The sequence below is a fragment of the Mycolicibacterium wolinskyi str. Jessa 2025 genome, assembly GCF_049241375.1.
GTDB classification, from domain to species: Bacteria; Actinomycetota; Actinomycetes; order Mycobacteriales; family Mycobacteriaceae; genus Mycobacterium; species Mycobacterium wolinskyi.
The window spans coordinates 1,462,316-1,488,991 of the sequence record NZ_CP185960.1 but is presented as its reverse complement, the minus strand read 5'-3'; the positions used below and the strand labels follow the sequence as shown (position 1 = coordinate 1,488,991).

At 67.4% G+C, this 26,676-nt stretch carries 23 protein-coding genes; 14 read left to right on the top strand and 9 right to left on the bottom strand.

Annotated features, from left to right (window positions below; genetic code table 11):
• Positions 1-82 precede the first annotated feature (82 nt).
• Positions 83-424, top strand: a complete 342-nt coding sequence (locus tag ACOI2T_RS07485; RefSeq protein WP_409505069.1) for a nitroreductase family deazaflavin-dependent oxidoreductase — start codon at positions 83-85, stop codon at positions 422-424.
• Positions 425-484: 60 nt separating this feature from the next.
• Here the strand turns inward: ACOI2T_RS07485 and ACOI2T_RS07480 are convergent, their stop codons facing one another.
• From ACOI2T_RS07480 to ACOI2T_RS07465, 4 genes are all read right to left on the bottom strand, one after another.
• Complete coding sequence (locus tag ACOI2T_RS07480; RefSeq protein ID WP_409504864.1) at positions 485-1,252, bottom strand: type III PLP-dependent enzyme domain-containing protein; 768 nt, start codon at positions 1,250-1,252, stop codon at positions 485-487.
• Positions 1,253-1,309: 57 nt separating this feature from the next.
• Positions 1,310-2,035, bottom strand: coding sequence for a DJ-1/PfpI family protein (locus ACOI2T_RS07475; RefSeq protein WP_409504865.1), 726 nt, complete (start codon positions 2,033-2,035; stop codon positions 1,310-1,312).
• Between the two features lie 28 nt (positions 2,036-2,063).
• Positions 2,064-3,110: a DUF4440 domain-containing protein gene (locus ACOI2T_RS07470; RefSeq protein ID WP_409504866.1), complete on the bottom strand. Its 1,047-nt coding sequence runs from the start codon at positions 3,108-3,110 to the stop codon at positions 2,064-2,066.
• Between the two features lie 122 nt (positions 3,111-3,232).
• Positions 3,233-4,201, bottom strand: a complete 969-nt coding sequence (locus ACOI2T_RS07465; protein WP_409504867.1) for a GlxA family transcriptional regulator — start codon at positions 4,199-4,201, stop codon at positions 3,233-3,235.
• A 342-nt stretch (positions 4,202-4,543) separates the two neighbouring features.
• Here ACOI2T_RS07465 and kdpA point away from each other — a divergent pair, with 342 nt between their 5' ends.
• The 6 genes from kdpA (at position 4,544) to ACOI2T_RS07435 (ending at position 13,494) form a co-directional block, all read left to right on the top strand.
• A complete protein-coding gene (gene kdpA, locus ACOI2T_RS07460; RefSeq protein ID WP_409504868.1) occupies positions 4,544-6,214 on the top strand; it encodes a potassium-transporting ATPase subunit KdpA in 1,671 nt (556 codons plus the stop codon).
• A gap of 1 nt (position 6,215) precedes the next feature.
• Entirely contained in the window at positions 6,216-8,414 is a 2,199-nt protein-coding gene (kdpB, locus tag ACOI2T_RS07455) for a potassium-transporting ATPase subunit KdpB (protein ID WP_409504869.1), read from the top strand.
• Position 8,415: 1 nt separating this feature from the next.
• Complete coding sequence (locus tag ACOI2T_RS07450; protein ID WP_409504870.1) at positions 8,416-9,282, top strand: potassium-transporting ATPase subunit C; 867 nt, start codon at positions 8,416-8,418, stop codon at positions 9,280-9,282.
• Positions 9,275-11,809: a DUF4118 domain-containing protein gene (locus ACOI2T_RS07445; protein ID WP_409504871.1), complete on the top strand. Its 2,535-nt coding sequence runs from the start codon at positions 9,275-9,277 to the stop codon at positions 11,807-11,809. The genes ACOI2T_RS07450 and ACOI2T_RS07445 overlap by 8 nt, the downstream gene beginning before the upstream one ends.
• Entirely contained in the window at positions 11,806-12,492 is a 687-nt protein-coding gene (locus ACOI2T_RS07440) for a response regulator (RefSeq protein ID WP_409504872.1), read from the top strand. Before ACOI2T_RS07445 ends, ACOI2T_RS07440 begins: the two co-directional genes overlap by 4 nt.
• Positions 12,493-12,582: 90 nt before the next feature.
• A complete protein-coding gene (locus ACOI2T_RS07435) occupies positions 12,583-13,494 on the top strand; it encodes a hypothetical protein (protein ID WP_409504873.1) in 912 nt (303 codons plus the stop codon).
• Positions 13,495-13,499: 5 nt separating this feature from the next.
• On the opposite strand, the gene ACOI2T_RS07430 is transcribed toward ACOI2T_RS07435, so the two are convergent.
• The 4 genes from ACOI2T_RS07430 to ACOI2T_RS07415 are packed head-to-tail and all read right to left on the bottom strand — an operon-like array spanning position 13,500 to position 17,971.
• Entirely contained in the window at positions 13,500-15,101 is a 1,602-nt protein-coding gene (locus tag ACOI2T_RS07430) for a RecQ family ATP-dependent DNA helicase (protein ID WP_409504874.1), read from the bottom strand.
• Positions 15,098-16,690: a phytoene desaturase family protein gene (locus ACOI2T_RS07425; protein ID WP_409504875.1), complete on the bottom strand. Its 1,593-nt coding sequence runs from the start codon at positions 16,688-16,690 to the stop codon at positions 15,098-15,100. Before ACOI2T_RS07425 ends, ACOI2T_RS07430 begins: the two co-directional genes overlap by 4 nt.
• The gene (locus ACOI2T_RS07420) at positions 16,687-17,160 is read right to left on the bottom strand and encodes an SRPBCC family protein (protein ID WP_067844907.1); all 474 of its coding nucleotides are present in this window, start codon (positions 17,158-17,160) and stop codon (positions 16,687-16,689) included. The genes ACOI2T_RS07425 and ACOI2T_RS07420 overlap by 4 nt, the downstream gene beginning before the upstream one ends.
• Before the next feature lie 13 nt (positions 17,161-17,173).
• Entirely contained in the window at positions 17,174-17,971 is a 798-nt protein-coding gene (locus tag ACOI2T_RS07415; RefSeq protein WP_409504876.1) for an SDR family NAD(P)-dependent oxidoreductase, read from the bottom strand.
• Positions 17,972-18,067: 96 nt separating this feature from the next.
• Between ACOI2T_RS07415 and ACOI2T_RS07410 the strand changes: the two genes are divergently transcribed.
• Positions 18,068-19,948, top strand: coding sequence for a propionyl-CoA synthetase (locus ACOI2T_RS07410; RefSeq protein WP_409504877.1), 1,881 nt, complete (start codon positions 18,068-18,070; stop codon positions 19,946-19,948).
• Between the two features lie 72 nt (positions 19,949-20,020).
• Here the strand turns inward: ACOI2T_RS07410 and ACOI2T_RS07405 are convergent, their stop codons facing one another.
• Positions 20,021-21,949 (bottom strand): heavy metal translocating P-type ATPase, encoded by a 1,929-nt coding sequence (locus ACOI2T_RS07405; RefSeq protein ID WP_409504878.1) that lies wholly within the window; start codon positions 21,947-21,949, stop codon positions 20,021-20,023.
• A 97-nt stretch (positions 21,950-22,046) separates the two neighbouring features.
• Between ACOI2T_RS07405 and ACOI2T_RS07400 the strand changes: the two genes are divergently transcribed.
• The 6 genes from ACOI2T_RS07400 (at position 22,047) to ACOI2T_RS07375 (ending at position 26,667) form a co-directional block, all read left to right on the top strand.
• A complete protein-coding gene (locus ACOI2T_RS07400) occupies positions 22,047-22,400 on the top strand; it encodes an ArsR/SmtB family transcription factor (protein WP_067844906.1) in 354 nt (117 codons plus the stop codon).
• Positions 22,401-22,848: 448 nt separating this feature from the next.
• Positions 22,849-23,556: a ZIP family metal transporter gene (locus tag ACOI2T_RS07395; protein ID WP_409504879.1), complete on the top strand. Its 708-nt coding sequence runs from the start codon at positions 22,849-22,851 to the stop codon at positions 23,554-23,556.
• Between the two features lie 24 nt (positions 23,557-23,580).
• A complete protein-coding gene (locus ACOI2T_RS07390; RefSeq protein WP_409504880.1) occupies positions 23,581-24,366 on the top strand; it encodes a prolipoprotein diacylglyceryl transferase in 786 nt (261 codons plus the stop codon).
• Positions 24,363-24,836 (top strand): hypothetical protein, encoded by a 474-nt coding sequence (locus tag ACOI2T_RS07385; RefSeq protein ID WP_409504881.1) that lies wholly within the window; start codon positions 24,363-24,365, stop codon positions 24,834-24,836. The genes ACOI2T_RS07390 and ACOI2T_RS07385 overlap by 4 nt, the downstream gene beginning before the upstream one ends.
• Entirely contained in the window at positions 24,833-26,398 is a 1,566-nt protein-coding gene (locus tag ACOI2T_RS07380; RefSeq protein ID WP_409504882.1) for a radical SAM protein, read from the top strand. Before ACOI2T_RS07385 ends, ACOI2T_RS07380 begins: the two co-directional genes overlap by 4 nt.
• Positions 26,395-26,667 carry a hypothetical protein gene (locus ACOI2T_RS07375; RefSeq protein ID WP_409504883.1) on the top strand — a complete coding sequence of 91 codons (273 nt, stop codon included), beginning with the start codon at positions 26,395-26,397 and terminating at the stop codon, positions 26,665-26,667. The genes ACOI2T_RS07380 and ACOI2T_RS07375 overlap by 4 nt, the downstream gene beginning before the upstream one ends.
• Positions 26,668-26,676 lie beyond the last annotated feature (9 nt).

The window sequence follows — 26,676 nt, the reverse complement described above, 5'->3', positions numbered from 1 at the left end:
GAGGGGTATGACAATGCCGAGCACCATCGCGAATTCCATTGCTGTAGTTGCCGAACGGATCGCGTCGCTTCTCGGCCCACGCATGATGCGGCTCATCGCACGGTTCAACAAGTACGTGACCAACCCGCTGCAGCGAATGTGGGCACCGCGTCTGCCGTACATGGCAGTCATCGAGCACACCGGCCGCAAGTCGGGCAAGTCGTTCCGCACCCCGGTCATGGCGTTCGTCGGCGACGGCACCGTCTCAGTCGTACTGAACTACGGCACGCAGTCGGACTGGGTGCGCAATGTGCAGGCGGCGGGCTCGGCCGGGGTGGTGCACCGGGGCAAGCACTACCGCCTCACCGAGCCACGCATCCTGCTCGGCGACTCCCCACACCAGAAAGCACGCCTCGTCGCCACCTTGGCAACACCGCGAGTGTGAGCTTGTGTGCGAGTTTTGTCGAGAACTTCGCACAGAAGCCCACGTTCGACGAGCCGGGCGCTACACCCGCACACTGCCCGGCTGAGCGGAGACGACAACCACCGGCCGCGGGAAACGCAATGTGGCGCAAGCGTCGTCGAGCGTTTCGTCGATCGCGTTCGCCACCTCGGACAGATCGCCGGGGCCCGCCCCGAAGGTCAGGCCACAACCGCCGAGCGCGATGCGCGTGAGCACGACGCCGTGAGTACGACGGATCTGACTCATCTCCAAGAGCATGTCACCGATCGCCGCGGAGTAGCTCACGAAATGATGTTCGTCGGGCCCGATCTCGCCGTACAAGCCCACGAGTTCGAACCGTCGGCAGTCGGCAACCGGTGCAGCCAAGCCGCCGCGGCCCATGCTCACGAGCACCCGATGCCCACGCCGGCCGGTCGCCGCCAGCACATCGACCTGAGCGGGCCCGTTGACGACGACGCGACCGACCCCGAGGTTGGCGGCGCAGAACACGAGCTCGTCGGCGGTCAGACCGGCGCCGTGCGCGGTCATCCGGATCGGGTGGATGCCTGCCCCGACGGCCACCGCGAGCTCTCGGCCATCCCGAACATCAACCGCCACACTGTGATCCCGTGCCCACCGCGCCACCACCGCATTGCGCAGCGCCATGGCGGGTAACACCAACTCCACCATGCCGAGCGACCGGCGACTGACCGCACAGCGCCGCAAGGTTTCCCGGTCCTGCGGGGGATCCGCGGGCCGGGATGAGACGGAGCGCTTGGACAGGAATGCCGCCGAGAATGTCACAACTCGACCGTCCACGAGACGGGCCATACCGGCCAGTGTCCTTACGAACTCTTGACGCGCCCTGTGCGGACCTTGACGATCTGCTTAGCTCTGCCTTCGCCACACCGTCCCGCGCCGCTCATACTCCAGAACCTCCTCGACGGCGATGGCCACATCCGCACTCAGCTCCCGCTGTATGAGCCATAGCGCGAGGTCCAGCCCAGACGTCACACCGCCGGACGTGACGAGATCGCCGTCGTCAACGATCCGCGCCTTGGTGATGACGCCGCCCTCCCGCTCGAGCTGCTCGAGCAGCCGGTGATGCGTTGTGCATGGCCGGTTTCGGGTGATCCCGGCCGCCGACAGCAACATCGCGCCGACGCACACCGACGCCACGGTGAGGCCTGGGCGTCGTGCCGCGCCCAGCAGCCGAGGCAGGTGCCCGCGCGTGATCTCACTCGGGACACCAGGCGAACCCGGCGGTCGGCCGTAGCCACCGCCGGGGACCACCAGCACATCGGCACGCTCCGGGGACCACCCGGACCGGACCTCAATTGTCGTGCCGGACATGAGCACAACTGCGCCCGGACCAGCACCGGTCACCAGCTCGACCTCGGCACGAGGGTCGAAATGCGTGGCGTAGCCGAAGACCTCCAACGGCGCGAAGATGTCCATGTCATCCACACCGTCGAACACCAGGATCTGCACCCGCCACGGCCCCTCTGTGGGCGGGCCCGACGCGGGCGCATTCGGACCGGCCAAGAATCCCGCGGCGGTGGCAGCGCCGAACCCGGCACCTGCCCGCAACACCGCGCGCCGATTCACGAGCACGTGCGCTCATCGCGGGCCAGCGCCGTCATCACAGCGAGAAGTAGGGGTCATCGATCACGTAACGCCAGGATCCGTCGTTACCCCGCCGGGCAACCTCAGTTGAAGTGGAAGTGGTGGCACCGCCCGACGCCACACCCGAGACCGTGGCGTCGTTGGAGATCAGCGCGAGATCTCCCACCACGTGCACACGGCGGGTCCGTAATTCGATCTTCGCTCCCGAGTTGATCATCGCGCCGAGCGCATCCTCGGTCGCCGTGCCGGATTGTGCGACCCCGGGGGCCGGAAACACCAGTGCCGCAGGCTCATACAGCGACATCACCGCGGCGAGGTCACCCGCATTGAAGTACTGCATGAACAACGACGCCAGCTCGGCCGGTTGCGCGGCGCCGGCGCGACCGGAGCCGGTGGCCACCGGGCGATCGTTCCAGCCGGCGTTCTCGACGGCGTCGAACCACGTGGTCGGCGCATGTTTCGGGTAGTACAGCTGACAGAGCTGCCCGGGAAACGTGAACCAACTGCCCTTGTCCGGGTTGTCGCTCACCTGCTTGGCGAGCATTTCCCCGAACACGTACCCGAGATTGTGGCGTGGCCATACGGCATGCACCCGGTCAGCGAAACCGTCCGGGAGCAATTCGCGCTTCAATCCGACGATGTCAGCTCCGGTGCCCATCTGCATGAGGCCCTCGACGATCCCGAAACGAGGCGCGATTCCGTCGCTGGTGTGCAACGCGACAGCGTTCCACACCGTCTGCACACGTGCCGCGTCCACACCTTTGCTCCTGAGGAATTCCGCAGCGGCGTCGGCTCCGTCGAGCTCGAAACGCTGGCTTCCGTTGGCATAGTCCACTGCCCCCAGATCGTGGAGCATGCAGCTGAGATAGAGCAGTTCGTCATCGTAATCGACCCTGGCCCGAAAACCGTTGACAGTGGCCAGCTCCCGCGCATAGAGATAGGCGCGCACGCAGTGGTTGTAGACCAGGGGTGGCGAAACCTCGGCCACCAGCGCGTCCGCCGCGACGGCAAGCTCGGAGGTGGGCAGTCCGAACTGGGTCCGCTCGATTTCTTGAACTGTCATGGTGCTCCTTCCGGAATGTGCGCACTCAGTGTGTGCCCGGAAGGAGCGGTCGCCCAGCGGCCAGATGGCCAATAAGTGACAAAATCTGGCCACCGCGTCGGCCGCGTCAGATGCCGCCGTGTTCAGCCGGCCTTGGCGGCACCGGCGTGGTGAAAACTGTTGCGGTAGGCCAGCGGAGACGTGTGCGTCAGGCGCGCGAAGTGGTAGCGCAGCGTGGTCGCGGCGCCGAAGCCGGCCTCCTCGGCGATGCGATCGACAGACAGGTCGGTGGTCTCGAGCAACTGCTGTGCGCGATGCACCCGGGCGCGCAGCAACCACTGCAACGGCGTGGTGCCGATCTCGGCGCGGAAACGCCGGGTCAAACTACGCACACTGATCGCCCCGTGCGCGGCGATGTCGTCGAGGGTGAGCGGACGATGCAGGTTGGCTTCCATCCAGTCGAGAACCGGTTGCAGCGTGTCGGGGCTCTGCGGGTCTGTGTGAGCGATGAATTGCGCCTGCCCGCCATCCCGTTGCGGTGGCATCACGATCCGGCGTGCGGTATCGGCGGCCACCGTGGCACCGAGATCCCGGCGAACCATGTGCAGGCACAGATCGAGCCCAGCCGAGGCCCCGGCCGAGGTGAGCACCGCGCCGTTGTCGATGAACAGCACCGAGGCGTCGACCTCGACACGGGGGTACCGGCGCGCGAGCTCGGCCGCGTATTCCCAGTGCGTCGTCGCCCGCTGCCCGTCGAGCAGTCCGGTCGCGGCAAGAGTGAACGCGCCCACGCAGATGGAAGCCATCCGCGCGCCACGGGCCGCGGCGTCCCGTAGCGCGTCGCGGACGGGGCCGGCCGGTTCACTGAAGAAGCCGACCTGCCCGGGCACGACGACGGTGTCAGCGTCGGCCACGGCATCGAGATCCCACTCCGTTTCCAGTCGCACCGCACCGTGCATCGGGGCGATGACGCTCGAGCCGCCGATCGTCACGACGCGGATGTCGTAGTGATCGTCTCCGCTGACCGAGTTGGCCGCCCCGAACACGAAACCCGGAAGCATGACCTCGAATCCGAGCGCGTTGTCGAAGGCCAAGACCGCAATGATCGCCATGGCCGGAATTTAGCAGGTGCCCGTAAAACAGCCACTGACGCAGCCGCGCGATCGAAGACCGTTAAGGACCGCCGCCCGGGCGTAAAGAAACCGTCAAGAACCCGTACACCCTCCTGAACTGGGCAGATCCTGGTTCAGGCCGCCGAAATCCGGAGGCCCGTAAACGTGGAGACGAGATGTCTGTACTCATCTACACAGTGCTGACGGTGGCGGTCTTCGCGCTGCTCGGCCTGGTGCAGAGGCTGGTCGAACGCCAGTGATCGAAAACGTCGTCGGCTTGATTCTCGCGATTCTCATCGCCGTGTTCATCTTCGCCGCACTGCTGTTTCCCGAGAGGTTCTAGTGACTACCACCACCGCGGGGATCGTGTTCCTCGCGTCGCTCGTCGTGGCCATAGCACTGGTGCACGTACCGCTGGGCGACTACATGTACCGCGTCTACACCAGCCAAAAAGATTCGCGGGCAGAACGATTCATCTACCGGGCCATCGGCGCGGACCCGAAGTCCGAGCAGACCTGGGGCTCCTATGCCCGCAGCGTGCTCGCGTTCTCGGCCGTGAGCCTGCTGTTCCTGTTCTTCTTCCAGCTGCTCCAGGGCCGGCTTCCGCTGCACCTCAACGATCCGGGCACCCCGATGACCCCGGCGCTCGCGTGGAACACCGCCGTCAGCTTCGTCACCAACACCAACTGGCAGGCCTACTCCGGTGAATCCACCCAGGGCCACCTCGTGCAGATGGCCGGGCTCGCGGTGCAGAACTTCGTCTCGGCCGCGGTCGGCATGGCCGTCGCGGTCGCGTTGGTGCGCGGCTTCGCGCGCCGCCACACCGGTGAGCTCGGCAACTTCTGGGTGGACCTGGTGCGCGGCACCCTCCGCATCCTGCTGCCCATCTCGATCGTCGGCGCGCTCGTGCTGGTCGCCGGCGGCGTCATCCAGAACTTCGCGCTGCACGACCAGGTGATCACCACGCTGAGCGGCGCCCAGCAGACCATCCCGGGCGGCCCGGTGGCCAGCCAGGAGGTCATCAAGGAACTCGGCACCAACGGCGGCGGCTTCTTCAACGTCAACTCAGCGCATCCGTTCGAGAACCCGACGACGTGGACCAACTGGTTCGAGATCTTTCTCATCCTGCTGATCCCCTTCTCGATGCCGCGCACGTTCGGCCGCATGGTCAACAGCACGAAGCAGGGTTACGCGATCGCCGCCGTGATGGGCGTGATCGCCACCGCGAGCGTCAGCCTGACCATGCTGTTCCAGCTGCAGCACCACGGCACGGTGCCGACCGCCGTCGGCGCGGCCATGGAGGGCGTCGAGCAACGCTTCGGCGTCGCCGATTCGGCGGTGTTCGCGGCGTCGACGACGCTGACGTCGACGGGTGCGGTCAACTCGTTCCACGACTCGTACACGAGCCTGGGCGGGCTCATGACGATGTTCAACATGCAGCTCGGCGAGGTCGCACCCGGTGGTGTCGGCTCAGGCCTGTACGGCATGTTGATCCTCGCGATCATCACGGTGTTCGTCGCGGGCCTCATGGTCGGGCGGACCCCGGAGTACCTCGGCAAGAAGATCACACCGCGCGAAATCAAGCTCGCCGCAAGCTATTTCCTGGTCACGCCGCTGATCGTGCTGACCGGAACGGCGGTGGCAATGGCGATGCCCGGTCAACGCGCAGGCATGCTCAACACCGGGCCACACGGCCTGTCGGAAGTGCTGTACGCGTTCACGTCCGCGGCCAACAACAACGGCTCGGCGTTCGCGGGCATCAGCGTCAACACCGAGTGGTACAACACCGCACTGGGTCTGGCGATGGTGTTCGGCCGTTTCCTGCCCATCATCCTGGTGCTGGCGCTGGCCGGATCGCTCGCCAGCCAGGGCACCACCCCCACATCGATCGGCACCCTGCCCACCCACCGCCCACAGTTCGTCGGGATGGTCGTGGGCGTCACTCTCATCCTGGTGGCCCTCACCTTCCTGCCGATGCTGGCACTAGGGCCTCTCGCCGAAGGAATTCACTGACATGTCCAACCCCCGCACCTCCGTGCCCCTCGAGCGTCACGCTGGAGTGGCAGCCGCGCCCGCGAGCCACTCTGGCGTGACAAACACGGGCGAAGCGACCCACACGCCAGGCAAATCCAAGCCCGCCAAGGCTGTCCAGGGCGGCCTGCTCGACCCGACCGTGCTGTGGCGCTCGCTGCCCGATGCGCTGCGCAAGCTCGATCCGCGCACGCTGTGGCGCAACCCGGTGATGTTCATCGTCGAGGTCGGCGCCGTCTGGTCCACGATCCTCGCGGTCGTCGACCCGACGTGGTTCGGCTGGCTGATCGTCGTATGGCTCTGGCTGACGGTGATTTTCGCGAACCTGGCCGAGGCCGTTGCCGAGGGCCGCGGCAAGGCTCAGGCCGAGACGCTGCGAAAGACCAAGGCCGACACCATGGCCCGCCGGCTCAGCGACTCCGGAGCCGAAGAATCCATCCCGGCACCCCAGCTCAGACAGGGCGACATCGTCGTCGTCGAGGCCGGCCAGACGATCCCTGGCGACGGTGACGTCGTGGAAGGCATTGCCTCGGTGGACGAATCGGCCATCACCGGTGAATCCGCGCCCGTCATCCGCGAATCGGGCGGTGACCGCTCGGCCGTCACCGGCGGCACCACGGTGTTGTCCGACCGCATCGTCGTCAAGATCACGCAGAAACCCGGCGAGAGCTTCATCGACCGGATGATCGCCCTCGTCGAAGGCGCCAACCGGCAGAAGACGCCCAACGAGATCGCGCTCAACATCCTGCTGTCGGCGCTGACGATCATCTTCGTGTTCGCCGTCGCGACGCTGCAGCCGTTGGCGATCTACTCCAAGGCCAACAACCCCGGGGTCCCGGACAGCCTCGCGCTCACCGCAAACGGCGTGAGCGGCATTGTGATGGTGGCGTTGTTGGTGTGTCTGATCCCGACGACCATCGGCGCGCTGCTGTCGGCGATCGGCATCGCCGGAATGGACCGGCTCGTGCAACGCAATGTGCTGGCCATGTCGGGCCGTGCGGTCGAGGCGGCAGGCGATGTGAACACGCTGCTGCTGGACAAGACCGGCACGATCACGCTCGGTAACCGGCAGGCCGCGGCGTTCGTCCCGTTGACCGGGGTGTCGGCCGAGCAGCTCGCCGACGCCGCACAGCTGTCGAGCCTGGCCGACGAAACCCCCGAGGGCCGTTCGATTGTGGTGTTCGCGAAGCAGGAATACGGATTGCGGGCCCGCACCCCCGGCGAGCTCGCCACCGCCACGTGGATCGAGTTCAGCGCCACCACCCGCATGTCGGGCGTGGACCTGGACGGGCACAAGCTGCGCAAGGGCGCGGCAAGCGCGGTCGCGGACTGGGTGCGCGGCGAGGGCGGTGTCGTGCCTGCCGAACTGGGCAACATCGTCGACGGCATCTCGGCGGCAGGCGGCACTCCCCTGGTCGTCGGCCAGGTGACCGACAAGGCCGAAGTGCTCGGCGTCATCCACCTCAAGGACGTCGTCAAGCAGGGCATGCGCGAGCGGTTCGACGAGATGCGCCGCATGGGCATCCGGACGGTGATGATCACCGGCGACAATCCATTGACCGCCAAGGCGATCGCCGACGAGGCCGGGGTCGACGACTTCCTCGCCGAGGCCACACCCGAGGACAAATTGGCGCTCATCAAGGAGGAGCAGGCCGGTGGCCGGCTCGTCGCGATGACCGGTGACGGCACCAACGACGCGCCCGCCCTCGCGCAGGCCGACGTGGGTGTTGCGATGAACACCGGCACCTCGGCCGCCAAAGAGGCCGGCAACATGGTCGATCTCGACTCCGACCCGACCAAGCTGATCGAGATCGTCGAGATCGGAAAGCAACTGCTGATCACGCGGGGCGCCTTGACGACGTTCTCGATCGCCAACGACATCGCGAAGTACTTCGCGATCATCCCGGCGTTGTTCGTCGGCCTGTTCCCTGGCCTGGACCTGCTGAACATCATGCGGCTGCACAGCCCGCAGTCGGCGATCCTGTCGGCGGTGATCTTCAACGCGATCGTGATCGTGGCGCTGATCCCCTTGGCGCTCAAGGGCGTCCGGTACACGCCGAGCAGCGCGTCAAAGCTGTTGAGCCGCAACCTCTACCTCTACGGCCTCGGCGGCATCATCGCGCCGTTCATCGGCATCAAACTGATCGACCTGGTTATCCAACTCCTTCCTGGGATGTCCTGACATGCAATTCACCAATCTGATCCGCCAGCATGCAGCCGCGCTGCGTGCACTGCTGGTGCTCACCGTGATCCTCGGTGTCGCCTACCCGGTGTTCATCTGGCTGGTCGCGCAACTGCCCGGCCTCAACCACAAAGCCGACGGATCGATCATCGAAGCCGACGGAAAGCCCGTGGGTAGCAGCCTGATCGGCCAGTTGTTCACCGACGCCGACGGCAATCCCCTGCCGCAGTACTTCCAGGGCCGTCCGTCCGCGGCCGGGGACGGCTACGACCCGATGGCGACGAGCGCGAGCAACCTCGGCCCCGAGAGCATCGTCGACCAACCGGACAAGCCGAGCCTGCTGACCCTGGTGTGCCAGCGCAGCCAGGCCGTCGGGGAACTCGACGGGGTCAGTGGAGCGCGCCCGTTCTGCACGGGAGACGGTGTCGGTGCGGTGCTCTCGGTGATCGGCCCGCGGGATTCCCGCGGCAACGTGATTCACCCGACCCGCGTGGTCAGCGTCAACGAGCCGTGCGATACGACGAAGACGCCGTTCCTCAACACCTACGAAGGCGTGCGGGTCGAATGTGCACAAGCCGGCGAGGATTACAGCGCCGGCCAGATCGTGCCGATCCACGGCAGTGCCGACGCGCAAGTGCCCGCCGACGCGGTCACCGCGAGCGGCAGCGGACTCGATCCGCACATCTCGCCGGCGTACGCCGACCTGCAGGTCAACCGGGTCGCCGAGGCCCGCGGCCTGGCGCCCGAGCAGGTTCGCCAACTGGTCGCGCAGCACACCGACGGCCGCACCCTCGGGTTCCTCGGCGAGCCGCGGGTGAACGTGCTGGAACTGAACATCGCGCTCGACACTTTGTCCGCAGGTGGATGATGGGCTGGTGAGTACGTCGGCGCCGGCCACAAAACGCGGGGAGCTGCGCATCTATCTGGGCGCGGCTCCCGGCGTCGGCAAGACTTACGCGATGCTCGGCGAGGCCCACCGCCGCCTGGAACGCGGGACCGATCTGGTGGCCGCCGTCGTGGAAACGCACGGCCGCAAGAAGACCGCCGAACTGCTCGACGGCATCGAGGTCATCCCGCCCCGCTACATCGAGTATCGGGGCGGGCGGTTCCCCGAACTCGACGTACCTGCCGTGCTGGCCCGCAAGCCTCAGGTCGTGCTGGTCGACGAACTCGCCCACACCAACACGCCGGGCAGTAAGAACGCCAAGCGCTGGCAGGACATCGAGGAACTCCTCGACGCGGGCATCACGGTCATCTCGACCGTGAACGTCCAGCACCTGGAAAGCCTCAACGACGTCGTCACCGGCATCACCGGTATCGAGCAGCAGGAGAAGGTGCCCGACGAGGTGGTGCGGGCCGCCGATCAGATCGAGCTCGTCGACATCACCCCGGAAGCCCTGCGACGCAGACTGTCCCACGGAAACGTGTACGCGCCGGAACGTATCGACGCCGCACTGTCGAACTACTTCCGCCGCGGAAACCTCACCGCGCTGCGGGAATTGGCGTTGTTGTGGCTGGCCGACCAGGTCGACGCCGCGCTGGCCAAGTACCGCGCCGACAACAAGATCACCGACACCTGGGAGGCCCGCGAACGCGTCGTCGTCGCGGTCACCGGCGGTCCGGAGTCAGAGACGTTGGTGCGCAGGGCATCCCGCATCGCCTCGAAATCCAGTGCCGAGCTCATGGTGGTGCACGTCGTGCGCGGTGACGGGCTGTCCGGGGTGTCGGCACCGCAGATGGGCCGGGTCCGTGAGCTCGCGACGAGCCTGGGCGCGACGCTGCACACCGTCGTCGGCGACGACGTGCCAACCGCGCTGCTGGATTTCGCGCGCGACATGAACGCGACCCAACTCGTGCTCGGCACCTCACGGCGCTCACGGTGGGCGCGGATCTTCGACGAGGGCATCGGCTCGACGGTCGTGCAGCAGTCGGAGAAGATCGACGTCCACATGGTGACCCACGAGGCCGCCAAGCGAGGCTTCCGGTGGTCATCGACCACACCGCGCCAGCGACACGTCGCGTCGTGGCTTGCCGCCCTGGTGGTTCCGTCGGCCATCTGCGCGCTGACGGTCGCGCTTCTCGACCCGTTACTCGGTGTCGGCGGCGAAAGCGCGCTGTTCTTCGTCGGCGTGCTGGTCGTCGCACTGCTCGGCGGTGTCGCGCCCGCCGCGCTGTCGGCCGTGCTGTCCGGGCTGCTGCTCAACTACTTCCTGATCACTCCGAGACACACGTTCACGATCTCCGACCCCGACAGCGCCCTGACGATCGTCGTGCTGCTGGCCGTGGCGGTGGCCGTCGCGGCCTTGGTGGACGGCGCGGCCAAACGCGCCAGGGAAGCCAGGCGTGCTTCGCAGGAGGCCGAACTGCTGGCACTGTTCGCCGGGTCGGTCCTGCGGGGAGCCGACGTGGCGGCCCTGCTGGAACGGGTCCGCGAGACGTACAGCCAGCGGGCGGTGAGCCTGCTGCGTGAGACCGACGGCCACCCTGCCATCGTCAGTTGCGTCGGCCAGGATCCGTGTGTGCAGGTCGACACCGCCGATACCGCGATCGAGGCCGGTGACGACGAGTTCTGGCTGCTGATGGCGGGCCGCAAATTGTCCGCCCGCGACCGCCGCGTGTTGACGGCGGTGGCCAAACAAGCCGCCGGCCTCGTCCGGCAACGCGAGCTCACCGAGGAAGCCGGCAAGGCCAACGCGATCGCCAAGGCCGACGAACTGCGCCGCTCCCTGCTCTCGGCCGTCAGCCACGACCTGCGCACACCGCTCGCCGCGGCCAAGGCCGCGGTGTCCAGCCTGCGCAGCGACGACATCGACTTCTCCCCCGAGGACACCGCCGAACTCCTGGCCACGATCGAGGAATCGGTCGACGCGCTGACCGCCCTGGTGGGCAATCTGCTCGACTCGTCGCGGCTGGCGGCCGGAGTCGTGCGGCCGGAGTTGCGCGCGGTGTACCTCGAGGAAACCGTGCAGCGGGCCCTGCTGGGAATCAGTCGCGGCGCCACCGGCTTTGGCCGCGAGGGCCTGGACCGGGTCAAAGTCGAGGTGGCGGATTCGGTGGCCCTGGCCGACGGTGGCCTGCTGGAGCGGGTCTTGGCCAATCTCATCGACAACGCGCTGCGCTACGCCAAGGACGGGCCGGTGCGGGTGACCGCGGGCCGGGTCGGAAACCGCGTCCTGATCGCGGTGATCGACGAGGGGCCCGGTGTTGCGCGGGGCACCGAGGACGCGTTGTTCGCGCCGTTTCAGCGGCTCGGTGACCACGACACCAGCAGCGGCGTCGGGCTGGGGCTTTCGGTGGCCAAGGGCTTCGTCGAGGCGATGGGCGGCACGATCTCGGCCACCGACACCCCGGGCGGCGGGCTCACCGTCGAAATCGATTTGGCGGCACCGGCATGACGGTCAAGACCAGGGTGCTGGTGATCGACGACGAACCGCAGATCCTGCGGGCCCTGCGCATCAACCTGTCGGTGCGTGGTTATGAGGTCAGGACGGCGGCCACCGGGGCCGAGGCGCTGCGCAGTGCGGCCGACCACCGCCCCGATGTCATCGTGCTCGATCTCGGGCTGCCCGACATGTCGGGCATCGACGTGCTCGCGGGTCTGCGGGGCTGGCTGTCGGCCCCGGTGATCGTGCTGTCGGCCCGCACGGACTCCTCCGACAAGGTCGAGGCGCTCGACGCGGGCGCCGACGACTATGTGACCAAACCCTTTGGTATGGACGAGCTTCTGGCCCGGCTCCGCGCCGCGGTACGCCGGGCGACCGTGACGGAATCCGATCAGCCGGTCATCGAAACCTCGTCGTTCACAGTCGATCTCGCGGCCAAGAAGGTCACCAAGAACAACGCCGAGGTGCATCTGACCCCCACCGAGTGGGGCATGCTGGAGATGCTCGTGCGCAACCGCGGGAAGCTGGTCGGCCGTGAAGAGCTGCTGCGCGAGGTGTGGGGCCCGGCATACGCCAAAGAGACCCACTACTTGCGGGTCTATCTCGCGCAGCTGCGTCGCAAACTGGAAGACGATCCGTCGCACCCGGTACATCTGTTGACCGAGGCCGGTATGGGTTACCGATTCCAGGAGTGAATTTTCTCCGACGAGCAGTCGTCGAGGTGCCGAGAAGTCAGGCGTATCGGGTACGTTGGCGTCTGCTCGCGGAGATCAGGGAGTCGGACGATGTTCGAACGCGTGAAATACATGGTCGGCTTTGCCGGCGCCTACCGCCGGTCGCGCAGCGCCGGTGCCGACCACTTCGATGCGCTCGACACGGCTGCGCGCGACATGATGCTGCGAAAACTGGACGATCGGGATGAGCCGACGGCAGACCAGACGCTTCCCGAGCCGGTCGCCGAGATCTGGCGGGACCCGGAGTCGACGTGTGCCCTGGCCGACGGCGCGTGGTTCGGCGACGGGTCGATCGAGATCACGAGCCGTCACATCGGCCTGCTGCGGCAGATGAGGTTCGGCTGGGACGGCGCCGAGCGGGGCGCGCCGATGCTCGACCCGAAACAGCCGTACGGGCGAACGGATCTGCTGGCGCAGCTCGGCGAGGTTTTCGAGTCGGACGACGCGCGCGAGCTCGCCCGCCGGCACGTGGAGATGTTCTTCGTGCTGGCCCGCGCGTTGCGACACGGCGAACTCGCGCCCGGCCGATACCCGCTCGGCAACATCGGCCCGGACGACGCGCGCCGCGCGATGCGCGGCTATCCCGACGTGACCGATGCCGACCTCGGGCTCGACGCCGACGGCCAGGTCACGATCAGCGACGATCATGTGCGGTTGTTACGCGCGATCGACATCCGCTGGCCTTCTGGGTACGACTGCGAGGACCTTCTCGCGATCGGTCGGTATCCGGCCGCCGCGGCAGACCCGAAGCGAACCTACGGCGACTTCAGCTTCATCGAAGTCGACATGGCGCGCGTCCTCGACGTCCTGCCGCCACCGCCGGTGGACGGGCCCCCGGTGTTCGAGCCGAGTCCCGAACTCGCCGCCCGATTGCAGCGACTGCACTGGCAGATGCTCGTGGCGATGCAGGTGTTCGTCGAGCACGCGAACTTGGCACCGGGCGTATATTCGCTCGACGGATAGCCGGTTCACCGCACGGTCAGCACGTCGCCGATCGCGTCGACCGACAGCACGCGGTAGCCGTAGTAGTCGAACAGCGCGGTGATGCGGTCGGCATCGCCCTGCAGCACGACGCCGGGTCCCCATTCGCGATGTTCGACATGCGTGCCCGCCGCGATCGCCGGCTTCTCCGACGTCGGCGCAGCGCCACCGTCGCGGCAACGGTCGCAGTTCCCGCACGGCTCGGGCAAATAGTCACCGAAGTACGCCAACAGGAACTGGCGGCGGCAGTCCGGTGTCTCCGCATATGAGCGCATCATCTCCACCCGGGTCCGGTCGACGCGTTCGCCGATCTCGGCCATCTCGACGGCCTTGCGCACCGCCTCGTCCTCGGCGAGGCCCGTGCCCGAGAACCCCGATCGCCCCGATGCGACGGCGCCGGCCTGCTCCAGGAGGTTGAGGGAAGCCGTCAACGGGCGGCCCCGCACCTCGAGTTCGTTACGAAGTTCCTTGAGCCGCTTCGGCTTCCGTTCGCCCAGTGCCGCGTGCACCTGGCGCAGCAGGTCCTCGTCGACGTGCCGGGTGGCGAAGAAGGTACCTAGCGAGAGGTCTTCGGCGCGGTAGAACAGCACCGCCCGCGCCGGGGCGTCGTCGCGCCCCGCCCGCCCCACCTGCTGGTAGTAGGCGTCAACCGAATCCGGGATCGAGGCGTGTGTGACGAACCGGACATTCGGCTTGTCGATTCCCATCCCGAACGCCGACGTCGCGACCACCACGTCCACGTCGTCGGCGAGGAATCGGTTGTGCACGGCGTCGCGCTCGGCCGCGCCGAGGCCCGCGTGGTATTCGACGGCGGCGACACCGCGTTGTCGTAACTTGTCGGCGTAGAACGCGGTGTCCTTGCGGGTGGCGCAGTACAGCAGCCCGGGGCGCTCGAGCGCTGCGACCGTGTCGACGACGGCCTCGCGCTTGGCCGCATCCTCGGTGTGGTGGCGCACCTCCAATGCGATGTTCGGCCGGTCGAAGCCACCGGCGATGACGACGGGCTCACGCAGCCCCAGCAATTCGACGATCTCGCGGCGTACGACCGCCGAGGCGGTCGCCGTGAGCGCCGCGACGGGTGGCCGACCGAGACGCTCGATCGCATCGCGGACGCGGAGATACGTCGGACGAAACTCGTGTCCCCACGCCGAGATACAGTGCGCCTCGTCGACGACGACCAGCGCCGGGCCGGCGTCGGCGAGGCGGGCCACCACGTCGTCCTTGACCAGCTGCTCGGGCCCGAGGAAGACGTAGCGGGCTTCGCCGTGCTCGACTGCGGCCCACGCGTCATGGAGCACCGTCGCTTTCTGGCGCGAGTTGATCGCCACCGCACGGGGCGCATCGGCGCGTTCGAGTTGCGCGATCTGATCGTGCTGCAGTGCGATCAGCGGCGATATCACGAGCACCGGCCCGGACAGCAGCACCGCGGGCACCTGGTAGATCGCCGACTTCCCGGCTCCGGTGGGCATGACCGCGAGAACGTCGCGGTTGTCGAGGATCGCCGACATCGCCTCGATCTGGTCGGGCCGCAGCGTGTCCCACCCAAAGACTTCGGCGGCAACGGATTCCAGCGAGCGCCGACCGCTCATCGCGTCATCAGCGACAGCACGGTGCGATTGAGCCGTCGGCGCGGCCAGCCAAGCACGCCGGCGCCAGCCAGCGCGGCTTTCGCGGCGTTGCGGCCGCACACACCGTGCACGCCGCCGCCGGGGGTGGCGCCCGCACTGCCGAGATAGACGTTGTCGACCGGTGTTTCAGCGCGCCCGAAGCCGGGTGCCGGCCGAAAGATCAACTGCTGGAACAGCTGAGACGTCCCGCCGTTGACGGCACCGGTGTGCAGGTTCGCATCACCGGCCTCCAAGTCCGACGGCCGTTGAATCGTCTTGCCGACGATGTGCTGACCGAAGCCCGGTGCGTACTCCTCGAGCACGTCGTCGACCCGTTCCGCAAGCCGGTCCGCGGATGCGTCGTCGGACACCCCGCGCGGCAGATGCGTGTAGGCCCATGCGCTTTCGGTGCCGGCGGGCGAGCGGCTCGGGTCGGCCGTGGTCATCTGGCCGAACAACATGAACGGTTTGTCGGGAAGGGTCGCGGTGTTGAGGTCGGCCATCCAGCGGATGAGGCCGTCGTGGTCGGCGCCGACATGCACCGTGCCCACGTCGTTCAGGTTTTTCGACCGCCACGGTATCGGCGCGTCGAGCGCGTAGTTGACCTTCAAGACCGGTGTGTCCCAGACGAACCGGCTCATGTCGCGCACCATCGCGTCGGGTACCGCGTCGGCGGGCAGGAGGTCGCGGAACAGGCGCGGCGCCGAGGTGTCGGCGATCACGGCGCGGCGTACGCGCACGCGCTGCCCGTCGGTCGTGCGCACCGCGACCGCACGCCCGCCACGGACCTCGATCCCGTCGACGTCCCGCCCGCATTCGATGCGGGCGCCCGCCGAACTGGCCCGGTTCACCAGGGCCGCCGTCAATTGTCCGGCGCCGCCGACCGGTACGGGCCAGCCACCGTCCTGGGCCATCATGATGAGCAGGTAACCCATGACACCGCTGCCCGGCGCGTCGATCGGCACATCGGCGTGCATCGCATTGCCCAGCAATAACAATCGGGCCGCCTCGCTGTCGAACAACTGCTCGGCCATCACGCCGGCAGGCAGCAGCAGGAGATGAGCAAGCTTGAGCGCGTCGGAAGTCCCCAGCGCGCGCAACAGCTGCGCGAGGCCCCGCACGGGAGGGAACGGCGCGAACAGCGACGAGATGAGACCGCCCTTGACGCGCTGCCATTGCTCGAACAGCGCAATCCACCGGTCACCGTCGCCGCTGTGATGGTGGTCCAGTTCCGCTGCGGTGCGGTCGATCTCACGATAGATCACCGCGGCGTCCTCGTCGCCGGGCGAACGGGGGTGGCCCACCACCGCGGGGGCATGCGTCCATCGCAGGCCGTGGTCTTCGAGCTGTAACGCCGTCAAGGCCGGCGACGCGACCGACAACGGATAGAACGCGCTGTAGAGATCGCTGATGTAGCCGGGAAAGAGCTCGGCGCTCTTCACCGCACCGCCGGGCTGGGGCTGCGCCTCGAGCACCTGGACGTCCCAGCCCGCGTCGGCGAGCATCGCCGCGGCGACCAATCCGTTGTGGCCCGCGCCGATCACCACCGCATCTGCGCTGTCGCGGCTCATTCAGGCTCGGCCCGGCGTTCGGCGAGGGCCACCAACCGCTCCGTGCATTCGCGGTTGCGGGGATAGGCCAGAAGCAGGGCGAGCCGGCGGGGCACCCAGTCGAGCGGTCCGCCGACCGGCACCTCCGCCATCTCGACCCGCGAACCGGTCTCGGTGTCGTACAGCCGCAACGCGATCTGCGCGCCACCGAACGGCCGGCCCTTCGCCCGCAGCACCAATTCCTCGCCCGGGACACACGATTCGACCACCGTCTCGTCGTTGAGCACCACGGGCCAGATGCCGATCGTGTGGTGGATCTTGCTGCCCGGGGCCGGCCAGCTGGGATCGACGGCCCGCATGCGGGTGTTGCCGACGACCCACTGCGAGTACGTCCACCCGTTCGCGATCACGTCCCAGACCTGCTGCCGGGTTGCGGTGGTATCGCGTTTGACCGTCAACGAACTGTCGACAGCTGCCGGTGTTGACTCCATGCTCATATCCCTTTCATTTCCGGATTCGGTCTACGGGAAGGGAAATCACGCGACTCGTGACCGCCTTGACCGAATCCGGCAGCACGCGGTTGGCCAGGCCCATGGCCTTGGTCATGACCGACTCCGCGACGACCTTGCGCTGCCCGCTCAGCAACGCCTCGTAGCCCTGCTTGGCGACTTCGGCGGGGTCGTCCTTCGGCATCCGCCCGACGACGGTGTCGAGCATGTTTCCCCGCCGGAAGAAATTCGTGTCCGTCGGCCCCGGCATGAGCGACGTGACCGTGATGCCGGTATCGCGCATCTCGTCGTAGAGGGCTTCGGAGAACGACTGGATGAAGGACTTGGAGGCGTTGTAGACCGTTTGCAGCGAACCCGGCATCGTGGCCGCGATCGACGACGTGAACAACACCTTGCCGGAGCCCCGCGCCACCATGTCACGCAGCACCAACTTGGCGAGGTGCACCGTCGAACGCACATTGAGATCGACGATCGACAGGTCGGAGTCGAGGTCCCCCTCGACGAACGGGCCGGCCCGCCCGACGCCCGCATTGAGCACTGCGACGTCAAGGGACCGCCCGTCGTCGGTCGCGGCGAAGTAGAGGCGTTGCACGTCTTCGGGGTTACGCAGATCGACCTGCACGGCGCGGACGCCGCTGCCGCCCGCCCGGAGTTTGTCGGCGCTCGCGTCGATCGCGCCGTTGTCGGCTGCCACGACGAGGTCGTAGCCGTCGTCGGCGAGCAGCTTCGCGAGTTCGAATCCGATGCCTCTCGAAGCCCCGGTCACCATCGCCAGTGGTCGCGTTTCCACCATGACGGCTGGCTACCCGGAGGCGCCCACCTCAAACGTGTCGCAGTGTTTTGCGGGGTTGCACCAACGTTGCATGTGACGCGGATTACGGTTTGCGATATGTCCGGCAATCGCGACCTCTACCGTGCCTTGTTCGATGCAAGCATCAACGATCCGACCACGTTCTGGGCCGACGCCGCCAAAGCGGTCGACTGGACCAAGAGCCCGGAACGGATCCTGGACGACACGAACCCGCCGTTCTACCGCTGGTTCCCCGACGCCGAGCTCAACACGTGTGCCAACGCGCTCGACCGGCACGTGGACGAGCGCGGTGACCAGGCCGCACTCATCTACGACTCCCCCGTCACCGGGACCCAGCGCACGTATTCCTACCGCGAGCTGCGCGACGCGACCGCCCAGTTCGCCGGGGCCCTGCGCGGACTCGGTGTCGGCAAGGGCGACCTGGTCGTGATCTACATGCCGATGATCCCGGAGGCCGTCATCGCGATGCTGGCCTGCGCCCGGCTCGGCGCGGTGCACTCCGTGGTGTTCGGCGGGTTCGCCGCACACGAACTGGCCGCCCGCATCGACGACGCGCGGCCGACGGTCGTGGTGAGCGCGTCCTGCGGCGTCGAACCGACGCGCATCGTCGAATACAAGCCCATGCTCGATGCCGCGCTCGACCGGGCCGAGCACAAGCCCCAGGCCTGCGTCATCCTGCAGCGCGAGCAGCGGCCGTGCGAACTCGTCGACGGACGCGACCGGGACTGGCGCGAACTCGTGGCCGCGGCCGAGCCCGTCGACCCGGTACCGGTCGCGGCGACCGACCCGCTCTACGTGCTGTACACGTCAGGCACGACCGGCAAGCCCAAGGGCATCGTGCGCGACAACGGTGGCCACGCCGTGGCGCTGCTGTGGAGCATGCGCCACATCTATGACGTGCAGCCCGGCGATGTGTACTGGGCGGCCTCCGACGTCGGCTGGGTCGTCGGGCATTCCTACATCGTCTACGCGCCGCTCATGCTCGGCGCGACAACCGTTCTCTACGAAGGCAAACCGATCGGCACGCCCGACGCCGGGGCGTTCTGGCGGGTGGCCGCCGAGCACAAGGTCAAGGTGCTGTTCACCGCGCCCACCGCGATCCGCGCCATCAAGAAGGAAGATCCCGACGGCACCCACATCGGCAAGTACGACCTCTCGGGGCTGAAGTACCTGTTCCAGGCCGGCGAGCGGCTCGACCCCGACACCTACCACTGGGCCGCCGACAAGCTGGGCATCCCCGTCATCGACCACTGGTGGCAGACCGAGACGGGCTGGGCGATCGCCGCCGACCCGATGGGCGTGGAACCGATGCCGGTCAAGCCGGGCTCGGCGACCGTGCCGATGCCGGGCTACGACGTGCAGATCCTGCGGCCCGACGGCTCGGTGTGCGAGGCCGACGAGGAGGGCGCCATCTGCATCAAGCTGCCGCTGCCGCCGGGCACGCTGCCCACGCTGTTGGGCGACGACAAGCGCTACGTCTCGTCGTATCTGTCGGCGTTCCCCGGCTACTACCTCACCGGTGACGGCGGCTACCTCGACTCCGACGGCTACCTGTTCGTGATGGGCCGCACCGACGACGTCATCAACGTCGCCGGGCACCGGCTCTCGACGGGTTCGATCGAGGCCGTGCTCGCCGAGCACCCGGCGGTGGCCGAATGCGCGGTGATCGGTGTCGCCGACGAGATCAAGGGTCAGGTGCCGCGTGGCTTCGTGGTGCTCAAGTCCGGCGCTTCGGCCGAAGGGCTGAGCGACGCACTCGTCGCGGCAGTACGCGAAAACATCGGGGCGGTAGCGGTTTTCAAGGCGGTCGACGTGGTGGCGGCGCTGCCGAAGACCCGGTCCGGCAAGATCCTGCGCAAGACCATGCGCGGTATCGCCGACGGCCGTGACGAGCCGGTGCCGTCGACGATCGAGGATCCGTCGGTGCTCGAGGCGCTCAAGGATGTCCTGCGCGGCTGAGTTTCCCCGCGAGCAGACGCGCAGGTACCCGAGAACGCACGTTCTGCGGTACCCGCGCGTCTGCTCGCGGTACTAACGGGAGGCGCGGCGCCAGGCCCGGTTACTGAGCAACCGCAGGCCGTTGAGCGCGACCAGGATCGTCGATCCTTCGTGCCCGGCCACGCCGAGCGGTAACGGCAAGTGCCCGAACAGATCCCACGCGACCAGCACCATGATGGCCGTGGCCGCGATCACCAGGTTGGCGATCACCATGCGCCGGGCCCGGCGGGCCAGCGCGATGACCGTGGGAACGGTGCCGAGTTCGTCGCGGATGGTCACGACGTCGGCGGTCTCCACGGTCAGGTCCGCGCCTGAGGCACCCATTGCCATCGACGTGTGCGCGGCGGCCATGGCGGGTGCATCGTTGACGCCGTCACCGACCACCAGCACACGCATACCGTCGGCCTCAAGCCGTTGCACCGCATGGACTTTGTGATCGGGCAGGAGTTCGGCGTGTACATCGCCGATCCCGACCTGCTGCCCCAGCCGCCGGGCCGCACGCTCGTTGTCGCCGGTCAGCAGCACCGGCGCCCGCTCGGTCAGGGTACGGAGTCGCGCGACGGCGGCCGCGGCGTCGGGCCGCACCCGGTCGGCAAGGCCCAGCACGCCGACTGCCGCCCCGCCAACGGTGACGACGACCGCGGTGGCGCCGGAGTCCTCGATCTCGCGCACCGCGACGAACTCGCCGCCGTCATAGGCCGCGGGGCTGAGCACCTCGACGGTCTGTCCGCCGAGCACCGCGCGGACGCCGCGGCCGGGAAGTGCCGCGAAATCCGTCGCGGCCGGGACGGTGATGCCGCGTGCCCTGGCCTCGCCGACGATCGCGCGACCCAACGGATGCTCACTGAATTGCTCTGCAGCGGCCGCCTTTTGGAGCACATCGGATCCGTCGAACGTCACCACGCGCGACACCTGCGGGGTGCCGGCGGTCAGCGTCCCGGTCTTGTCGAGCGCGACCACGCCGGTATCGGCCAGCCGTTCCATCGCCACCGCGGATTTCACCAGCACGCCGTGGCGGCTGGCGTTGGCGATCGCCGACAGCAGCGGCGGCATGGTCGCCAGCACCACCGCGCACGGCGACGCCACGATCATGAAGGTCATGGCGCGCAGCAGAGTCGAGCGCAGATCCTCGCCGAGGGTCAGCGGCACGATGAACAGTGCGAGCGTCGCGACGACCACGAGCATCGAGTAACGCTGCTCGACCTTTTCGATGAACAGCTGTGTCTTGGCCTTCGTGGCGGACGCCTCGGCGACCATCGCCACGATGCGCGCCACGACGGTCTGCGACGGATCGCGGGTCACCTCGACGCGCAGGGAGCCCGATCCGTTTAGCGTTCCGGCGAACACCTCGTCGCCGGGTCGTTTGACGGCGGGCATCGGTTCACCGGTGATCGAGGATTGATCGACCTCCGAGGAGCCGTCGACGACGGCGCCGTCGGCGGAAATCCGCTCCCCCGGCCGGATCACGATGCGGTCGCCGGGCCGCAGAGCGTCGGCGGCGACCGCGCGTTCGGTGCCGTCGTCGTCGACGATGGTCGCGCTGTCGGGCGCCAGGTCGAGCAGGCCGCGCACCGAGCGTTCGGTGCGCGTGGTCGCGACATCCTCCAGCGCACCCGACGTCGCGAAGATGACGATCAGCAACGCTCCGTCGAAGACCTGCCCGATCGCCGCCGCACCGACGGCCGCGACGATCATGAGCAGGTCGACGTCGAGCGTCCGGTTCTTCAACGCCTGGATGCCCGCCCACGCGGGCTCCCATCCACCGGTGACGTAGCAGGCGAGATACAGGCCCCACCACAACGGTTCGGGTGCACCGGCGAGCTGGGCCGCCAACCCGGCGAGGAACAGTCCGAGGGCGCCTGCCGCCCATCGCACCGAGGACACCGACCACAGCCAGCCGGCCGAGCTCGAAGCCGATGCCGCGGACCGGCTGGGTGCCGGCGCGTTGGCCAGTGTGGTCATCAACCGTCTCCTGTCAGATGCAACAACGCACACCTTTATACATGTAGAGATTGAAATGTATCAACGGTTACTTGCCCGCCATGCTTGAATGGATCACATGGGACACGGAGTCGAGGGGCGTGCTACGCCTGCGGCATCCCTCGATGCCGCATCGGCGGCCAAGGTCGCCGAGACCCTGCAGGCCCTCGCATCCCCCAATCGGTTGCTGATCCTCACGCGGCTGCGGGAATCACCGTGCACGGTGACCGAATTGTCGGCAGCGGTCGGCATGGAACAGCCGGCGGTATCCAATCAGCTGCGGCTATTGCGGGCTTTGGGGCTGGTGTCGGGTGACCGATCCGGTCGCAACATCGTCTACCGGCTTTACGACAATCACGTCGCACAACTTCTCGACGAGGCCATCTACCACATCGAACACTTGCGACTCGGGGCCCGCGACACCACCGCGTGAATTCAGAAAGCGTTGCCGGCAAAGAGTTTCACACGCTGTTCACCGCTGCGCCATATCACTGCTGATGCAGGCGCGCCGACGCTCGCATGATCCCGGAGTTCCTTTATTTTCGAGATGACCCGAACTATTGTGAAGTCGTTATATGTTGATATCCGCCCGTGCCCGGGCGTTTGCTACCGGCCACCGCCGGTAAGACCGGGCGAGTAAGGAGTGAACAACGATGCGCATCGCAACCAAGGGAAACTGCACCTGTCGCTGCAATGCCTGCGACGGCGGCCACCACTGCGGAAACCCCCCGAACTGCAACGTCCGACGCTGACGCGTGGGTGACCTGCCGCCAGGACGTCCCGCGGCAGGTCACCACCACAATTCAGTTCTGAACATCCGAGCCCATCGATCGCGGTGATCGATCGGGCTCGTTTACGTTGCGGGCCGTATGCTCCGAACTGTGCTCACCGCGCTGCTCTGGGGCTTGGTCGCCGCATCGTCGTTGGTCATCGGTGCGGTCGCCGGTGTAGTCCGCGACTGGAACCGCCGATTCGTCGGCCTGGTTCTGGGCTTCGGCGCCGGGGCGTTGATCTCCAGCATCTCGTTTGAGTTGGCGGAGGAAGGTTTTCGCGCCAGCGGCGCGCTCGCGGTCGCGGTCGGGCTCGCGGTCGGAGCCGTCGTCTTCTACGTCGCCGACACCGCCGTCGACCGGATGGGCACGTCCAACGGAACCCAAACAGCCGGTCTCCCACTGCTCCTCGGCGCACTTCTCGACGGCATACCCGAACAGGCCGTCCTCGGTATCGGTATCGCCGGCGGTGCGGGCGTGAGCCTTGCCCTGGTGGTCGCGATCTTCGTATCCAACCTGCCCGAGTCGATCGGATCGGCCAGTGACATGAAGTCCGCGGGCCACTCGGTTTCGCGAATCGTGGGTGGCTGGACCGCGATCGCGGCGGTGTGTGCACTGGCCACCGTCGGCGGGTATCAGCTGCAGAAGGTCGCGGGAGGCGCGCTGCAGGGCGGCATCAACGGATTCGCGGCCGGCGCACTGCTGGTCATGCTGGTGGGCTCGATGATCCCGGAGGCGACGGAAAAGGCCCGCGAGAACGCCGGACTGGCGGCGGTGCTCGGATTTGCCGTGGCCGCCGGTCTTTCGCTGGCCGACTGACCGGCCGGGCGCTAAGTTCGGCAAATGGAACCCGTGTGGCAGGTCGGTCCGGTGACCGTCCCGGTGCACGGACTGTTCGTCGCGCTCGGGGTTTTCGCGGCGATGCTGGTCTTCATCGCCGAGGCGCGCAGGCGCGGCGCGGTCAACGAGCAATCGGTCGTGGCCGTCGCCGGTGCGCTCGTGGGCGGTGCGATCGGGATGCGGCTGTCGGGCTGGGCCCAGCACCTGGATTTCAGCGCCAATCCAAGCCTCGCGCAGGCATGGCAGTTCGGCTCACGCAGCATTCTCGGCGGCCTGCTCGGCGCCTACCTCGGGGTGCTCGTCGCCAAGCGGCTCGGCGGCTACCGCGGTAAGACCGGTGACCTGTTCGCGCCCGCGGTCGCACTGGGCATGGCGATCGGCAGAATCGGTTGCCATCTCACCGAAGCGCCCGGCCGGCCCACCACGCTGCCGTGGGGCATCCACGCCCCGGCCACCACGCCGGAATGCCCGGGATGTATTGCCGGGCAGGCCATGCATCCCTCGTTTCTCTACGAAATCGCCTTCCAGCTCACCGCTTTCGCCATCCTGCTGTGGTTGCGCAACCGGATCAGCCATCCCGGCGAGCTCTTCGTCATCTATATCGCCGGCTACGCGGCATTCCGCTTCCTCGTCGAGTTCGTCCGCGCCAACGACACCGTGTGGCTGGATCTGACGCGCCCGCAATGGTTTCTGCTGCCGTCTTTGCTGATCATCGGTATTCGCCTGTGGTACGGCCACCGGCACGGTTACTATCGCCCAGCAGCCCGCAACCAGGAAGTGCCGGTATGACGACACCACCGCCAGGGACGCCGCCCGGCGATAATCCGGGCGACTCCCCACAAGACGTTCCGCCGCAGGACATTCCGCCCGCATACCAATACAGCACTCCGCCGCCGAACTACCAGCCACCGCCACCGGGTTATCCCTACGGGGCGCCGCCGCCACCCCAGTCCCGCATCTCGATCGGCATGGTGTTCATCGGCCCGATCCTCTACGCCACGATCAACCTGATACTGGGCTTCATGGCCTTTATCGCCGCGGGTTCCTATGACAGTCAGGGCGGCAACCCGAACATCGTGTTGGCAGCCGCGGCAGTGGTGTTGGCGGTCATCGCGTTCGGCGGAGGCATCGTCCTGCTTCGTCAGAGCAGCCGGTACGCCAAAGGGCTCGGCATCGGCCTGATGATCGGCTGGGCCCTGGTCTCACTGTTCACCGCCGGATTCTGCACTGGCGTCAACCCCCAGCTGTACACGATATGACCGCCGGGATGGGGTTGCGCGGCGACCGGCTGCACCGCTACGTCACCGCGTTCTGCCCGCGCTGCCACGACGAGGCACCCGAACGGCCCCTGGCCGACGTCGTGCGGTTGAGCGGCATGCTGATCGAGCGCGACGGACACATTTGGCTCGAGCGCGGCTGCCCCGCCCATGGTTTGGTCCGCACGCTATACGACGAGGACCCCGAGATCCTGTCGTATCTCGAGGAATGGACCGCACCCACCAAGGCCCACACACCGGATGTCGCGGGCAACTTCGACCCCATCCCGTCGGCATATCTGCGCGGGCTCCCCGAGATGCAGACCCAGCACACCTGCATCCTCCTGGAAGACATCGCCGAGACGTGTAATCTGCGCTGCCCAACGTGTTTCACCGACAGCTCGCCCGATCTGCGCGATGTCGTGCCGGTCGCCGACATTCTGGCCAATGTCGACCAGCGGCTGGCCCGTGAGAACGGCCGCCTCGACGTGCTGATGCTCAGTGGCGGTGAACCCACTCTGCACCCGGCGCTCCCCGACCTGCTCGCCGCACTGGTGACGCGGCCGATCACGCGAATCCTCGTCAACAGCAACGGTGTCCGCATCGCCACCGATGACGCGCTGCTCGACCTGCTGACCACACACCGCGAACGTGTCGAGGTCTATCTGCAGTACGACGGGCTGTCCGCCGAGGCCCACCGCCACCATCGCGGCGGCGACTTGAGAAGATTGAAAAGCCAAGCATTACAAAGGCTTTCCGAACGCGAGATCTTCACCACGCTGGTCATGACGACGGCGTTGGGCGTCAACGACGACGAGATCGGCGCGATGGTACAGCTCGCACTCGACACGCCCTACGTCGGCGGGCTGACGATCCAGCCGCAGTTCGGCTCGGGCCGCTCGGGACGCATCGACCCGCTCGAGCGGCTGACGCACACCGGGGTGCTCAAACGGCTCGGGCCGCAGACCGACGGTGCGGTCACCTGGCGCGATCTCACCGCACTGCCCTGCTCACACCCGCACTGCTGTTCGGTCGGATATCTCGTGCGCGACGACGGCGGGCAGTGGCGCTCGTTGGTGTCGTTGATCGGCACCGAGAGCCTCAAGGACAAGCTGGGATTGGTGGCGAACCGGATCGCCGACACCGAGATTCCGCGCCAACTACGCCTCGCCGTGCAGGAGTCCCTACTGGGCCTGTTGTCGGAACAGTCGTCCTTATCGCATCCGCAGATCGGCGACGTCTGGCGCAACATCTGCGAGAACTGCGATCTCGGCATGTCGACGCTGCTGACGCTGGCGTCCTCGGCACTGCCGGGCCGCCGTCGCAAGATTCGAAAGCTGCTCGGCGAGCGGGTCGTGCGGCTGACCGTCAAACCGTTCATGGACATGTCGACGATGATCGAGGAACGCCTGGTGCAGTGCTGCGTACACGTCGGCACGCGCTCGTCTCAAGATCAGTGCGCTCCGTTCTGCGCGGTCCAGGCCTGGCCCGCACTCGGGCGCCAGCGGCTGTCGCTGAGCGCAGGCGCCGAATTACCGCTATTACCGCTCATCGAGATTCCATGAGCCAGCAGGCGGGCGAGCCCTACGATCCGCTGCGGCTGTGCGTGTATGCCACGGTGGCGCTGCTGGCGTGGTTGTTGGGCCCATGGGCGGTCGCGGCGTTCGCCGTGCTGGGGCTGGCCGGCTACATCCGCGCCCGTCGGGCCGGCCTCCTGCACAGCAAATGCGTGTTGCGCGATACCCGGCTCGTGATCGGGTACCTGGGAGTCATCGCGGCGATTGCCATCGCTGGGATCGTCGTCAGCTACCTTCCTCAACAACCTGCTCCGTGACGTTTTCGC

Excerpts from the sequence above, each read along its gene's own strand:
- ACOI2T_RS07485 (WP_409505069.1), top strand. The coding sequence starts at position 83 with ATGATGCGGCTCATCGCACGGTTCAACAAGTACGTGACCAACCCGCTG.
- ACOI2T_RS07480 (WP_409504864.1), bottom strand. The coding sequence starts at position 1,252 with ATGGCCCGTCTCGTGGACGGTCGAGTTGTGACATTCTCGGCGGCATTC.
- ACOI2T_RS07470 (WP_409504866.1), bottom strand. The coding sequence starts at position 3,110 with ATGACAGTTCAAGAAATCGAGCGGACCCAGTTCGGACTGCCCACCTCC.
- ACOI2T_RS07465 (WP_409504867.1), bottom strand. The coding sequence starts at position 4,201 with ATGGCGATCATTGCGGTCTTGGCCTTCGACAACGCGCTCGGATTCGAG.
- kdpB (WP_409504869.1), top strand. The coding sequence starts at position 6,216 with ATGTCCAACCCCCGCACCTCCGTGCCCCTCGAGCGTCACGCTGGAGTG.
- ACOI2T_RS07450 (WP_409504870.1), top strand. The coding sequence starts at position 8,416 with ATGCAATTCACCAATCTGATCCGCCAGCATGCAGCCGCGCTGCGTGCA.
- ACOI2T_RS07440 (WP_409504872.1), top strand. The coding sequence starts at position 11,806 with ATGACGGTCAAGACCAGGGTGCTGGTGATCGACGACGAACCGCAGATC.
- ACOI2T_RS07435 (WP_409504873.1), top strand. The coding sequence starts at position 12,583 with ATGTTCGAACGCGTGAAATACATGGTCGGCTTTGCCGGCGCCTACCGC.
- ACOI2T_RS07430 (WP_409504874.1), bottom strand. The coding sequence starts at position 15,101 with ATGAGCGGTCGGCGCTCGCTGGAATCCGTTGCCGCCGAAGTCTTTGGG.
- ACOI2T_RS07425 (WP_409504875.1), bottom strand. The coding sequence starts at position 16,690 with ATGAGCCGCGACAGCGCAGATGCGGTGGTGATCGGCGCGGGCCACAAC.
- ACOI2T_RS07420 (WP_067844907.1), bottom strand. The coding sequence starts at position 17,160 with ATGGAGTCAACACCGGCAGCTGTCGACAGTTCGTTGACGGTCAAACGC.
- ACOI2T_RS07415 (WP_409504876.1), bottom strand. The coding sequence starts at position 17,971 with ATGGTGGAAACGCGACCACTGGCGATGGTGACCGGGGCTTCGAGAGGC.
- ACOI2T_RS07410 (WP_409504877.1), top strand. The coding sequence starts at position 18,068 with ATGTCCGGCAATCGCGACCTCTACCGTGCCTTGTTCGATGCAAGCATC.
- ACOI2T_RS07405 (WP_409504878.1), bottom strand. The coding sequence starts at position 21,949 with ATGACCACACTGGCCAACGCGCCGGCACCCAGCCGGTCCGCGGCATCG.
- ACOI2T_RS07400 (WP_067844906.1), top strand. The coding sequence starts at position 22,047 with ATGGGACACGGAGTCGAGGGGCGTGCTACGCCTGCGGCATCCCTCGAT.
- ACOI2T_RS07390 (WP_409504880.1), top strand. The coding sequence starts at position 23,581 with ATGGAACCCGTGTGGCAGGTCGGTCCGGTGACCGTCCCGGTGCACGGA.
- ACOI2T_RS07385 (WP_409504881.1), top strand. The coding sequence starts at position 24,363 with ATGACGACACCACCGCCAGGGACGCCGCCCGGCGATAATCCGGGCGAC.
- ACOI2T_RS07380 (WP_409504882.1), top strand. The coding sequence starts at position 24,833 with ATGACCGCCGGGATGGGGTTGCGCGGCGACCGGCTGCACCGCTACGTC.
- ACOI2T_RS07375 (WP_409504883.1), top strand. The coding sequence starts at position 26,395 with ATGAGCCAGCAGGCGGGCGAGCCCTACGATCCGCTGCGGCTGTGCGTG.